Here is a 2,240-nt window from a genome sequence, read left to right as displayed (position 1 = left end):
CGCCCCCCGAGATTTACACTCGACTAGTCGTCGGCAGCGTCCAGATCAACCCGCCGGGCACCCACGGTGGCCTGATCGCGTCGCCTGAGGCGGCGCAGCCCGGGGGTTCCGTGGCCGGCCCGACGTCCCGTCAGCCCGCGGGCGGCGACCCCGCCGGCGAGGACCCTGCCGAGCTGGACCCGCTGCTGCGCCGCCACGCCGTGGGGAGCTGAGCGCCCCGCCGGTTCGGGGCCGTCGGGCCCAGCCGGGCCACCGCGCGGACCGGGGCGCCGTCCGCTGCCGCGAGCGGAAGAGGGAACAGGAAGACCTCGATCGGCCGCCCCTGCGTCCGAGCCTGCAGCAGCCTCGCCAGACCGGTGAGATTCTCGGCGATCACCGCCCCGGCGCCGCACAGCACCCGGTGCGCCGCGAGGCTGAAATCCTCGCCCGGGCCGGGGGTGCGGTCCACGCTCAGCGCGTCGATGCCCACGGTCCGCACCCCGGCGTCGACGATCGCCCGGGCCGTAGCGGGCGCCAGGTAGGGGTGGCGCAGGTAGTCGGGGTGCCCCCAGCGGTCCGACCAGCCGGTCACGATGAGGACGATGTCGCCCGGACGCAGTCCCGCGGGGAGCAGATCGGGCCCGATCGCCCCCTGCGCTGCCTGCCCGCGGGCGTCGACCAGCACCGCCGGGCCGGCGAAGCGTTCCAGCGGCAGCTCGTCGAGGCGGGGCAGCGTGTCGTCGATGTGCCAGGGCGCGTCGATGTGCGTGCCCGACTGCGAACCCAGGTGCAGGCGCTGCACGTTGACCCCGTCCGCGGGTGCGCGCAGCGCGGGCGTGACCGCCACCTCGGGATCCCCCGGGTACACGGGCATGCCGCTGACGATCGGCACTGACAGGTCGAGCAGTACTGACTGGTCGAGCAGTACTGACTGGTCGAGCAGTTCGGCGCGCTGCGCATCGCCTTCGACGGGAACGGCTGGCACGGCGACCTCCGGTGGGTGCGCGACGCCCGCCCGCGGCGGGCCGTGGCACCAGCCTGCCCCCGGTCCACGCCCCGCGCCCCCGGCTGCCATGTCCGGCTGCCGTGTCCGGCTGCGGTTCAGCGATTGGCCGATGTCTTGAGCGGGTCGTATTCCGCCATGAGCCGCTCCAGCCGGACCTGGTCGACGCGGTTGATGACGCTGGTCGCCTCCTGCTGGTCGCGCACGCACTTGGCCAGGGTGAACGCCGAGGTCACGACGTAGAGCAGGCCGAGCCAGAGGAAGGCGCGCATCCAGGCGTCGCCGGGCAGCCGGGCGATCGCGTACGTGACGGCGACCAGCGACACGGCGAACGACAAAGCCGCCTGGACGAAGAAGACGGTCGTGCTCCTGGCTTGCGGAGGTGGGTTCGACATGGGAATCAGTCTCGTGCCGTCCCGGCGTCCCGGCATGAGTACAGATACTCATTCCGTCCTGAGTGCACCTTCTGTAACACTTGTGCGGTGGGGATCCCACGAGGACCGGCCGGCGTGCGCGGCGCGCTGTGGCGGTCTCTGACGGCCTACCGCTGGGTGTCTCTCGCCTACGCCGTCGCCCTGGTCGGCCAGACCCTCGGGCAGGCCGACCGACCCGCGCTCGGCCTCACGCTGTTCGGCGTGATGACGGGTTGGTCGCTGGTCATGTCGGTGCTCGCGCCCGCGGTCGACGGCCGCCGGCTCCGGCTGCTGACCGGCCTCGTCGCCGCGGACGTCGCGCTGTGCGCGGCGATGGTCGTCCTGACCCTGCCGGTGGGCCCCCGTTCCGGCCACGTCCTGCCCGGGTTGTGGTCGGCCAGTGGTGTCCTCGGCGCGGCGCTGCTGGGCGGCACCGCCGGCGGCCTGGTCGCCGGCCTGCTGCTGTCGATCGCGACGTTCGTCGAACGCGGCGTGGTGAACGACTCCTCGATCGGCACCGCCGTGCTGTTCCTGCTGTCGGGGGCGATCGTCGGCTACCTCAGCCGCACGGCGCTGGTGGCGGAGGCGGCGCTCGCCGACGTGCTGGCCGCGCGGGCCGGCGACGCCGAGCGGGAGCGGCTGGCCCGACGGGTGCACGACGGCGTCCTGCAGGCGCTCGCGTTGATCTCACGGGAGGCGCCACGGGGCCTGCCGGCCGCGGCGGTGGCGGCGCTGGCCGCCGAGCAGGAGGCGGCGCTGCGGGAACTGCTGCGCACGCCCACCGCCCCGCGGATCACCGCCGGCGGCGGTGCGAGAGCAGGCGGCGGTGCGTGGGCGGGTGGGGG

3 protein-coding genes are annotated in these 2,240 nt (G+C 74.3%); 1 reads left to right on the top strand and 2 read right to left on the bottom strand.

All coding sequences use genetic code 11. The features are described from left to right. Nucleotides 1–130: 130 nt before the first annotated feature. Together NBZ85_RS30495 and NBZ85_RS30490 are read right to left on the bottom strand one after the other, a co-directional pair. A complete protein-coding gene (locus NBZ85_RS30495; RefSeq protein WP_261563359.1) occupies nt 131–964 on the bottom strand; it encodes a cyclase family protein in 834 nt (277 codons plus the stop codon). A gap of 116 nt (nt 965–1,080) precedes the next feature. Then, nucleotides 1,081–1,377, bottom strand: a complete 297-nt coding sequence (locus tag NBZ85_RS30490) for a YiaA/YiaB family inner membrane protein (protein WP_261563358.1) — start codon at nt 1,375–1,377, stop codon at nt 1,081–1,083. A gap of 114 nt (nt 1,378–1,491) precedes the next feature. On the opposite strand from NBZ85_RS30490, the gene NBZ85_RS30485 reads away from it, so the two are divergent. Beyond that, nucleotides 1,492–2,240: DUF5931 domain-containing protein (locus tag NBZ85_RS30485; protein ID WP_261563357.1), on the top strand; the 749-nt coding region annotated here is incomplete at its 3' end.

It is taken from the genome of Frankia tisae, assembly GCF_025403405.1.
GTDB classification, from domain to species: domain Bacteria; phylum Actinomycetota; class Actinomycetes; order Frankiales; family Frankiaceae; genus Frankia; species Frankia tisai.
Note: the sequence above shows the minus strand (reverse complement) of the source record. Positions and strands in the feature narration are given on the sequence as shown.

What these genes read in the sequence shown, in the direction of transcription:
- NBZ85_RS30490 (WP_261563358.1), bottom strand. Translation starts at nt 1,377, where the DNA reads ATGTCGAACCCACCTCCGCAAGCCAGGAGCACGACCGTCTTCTTCGTC.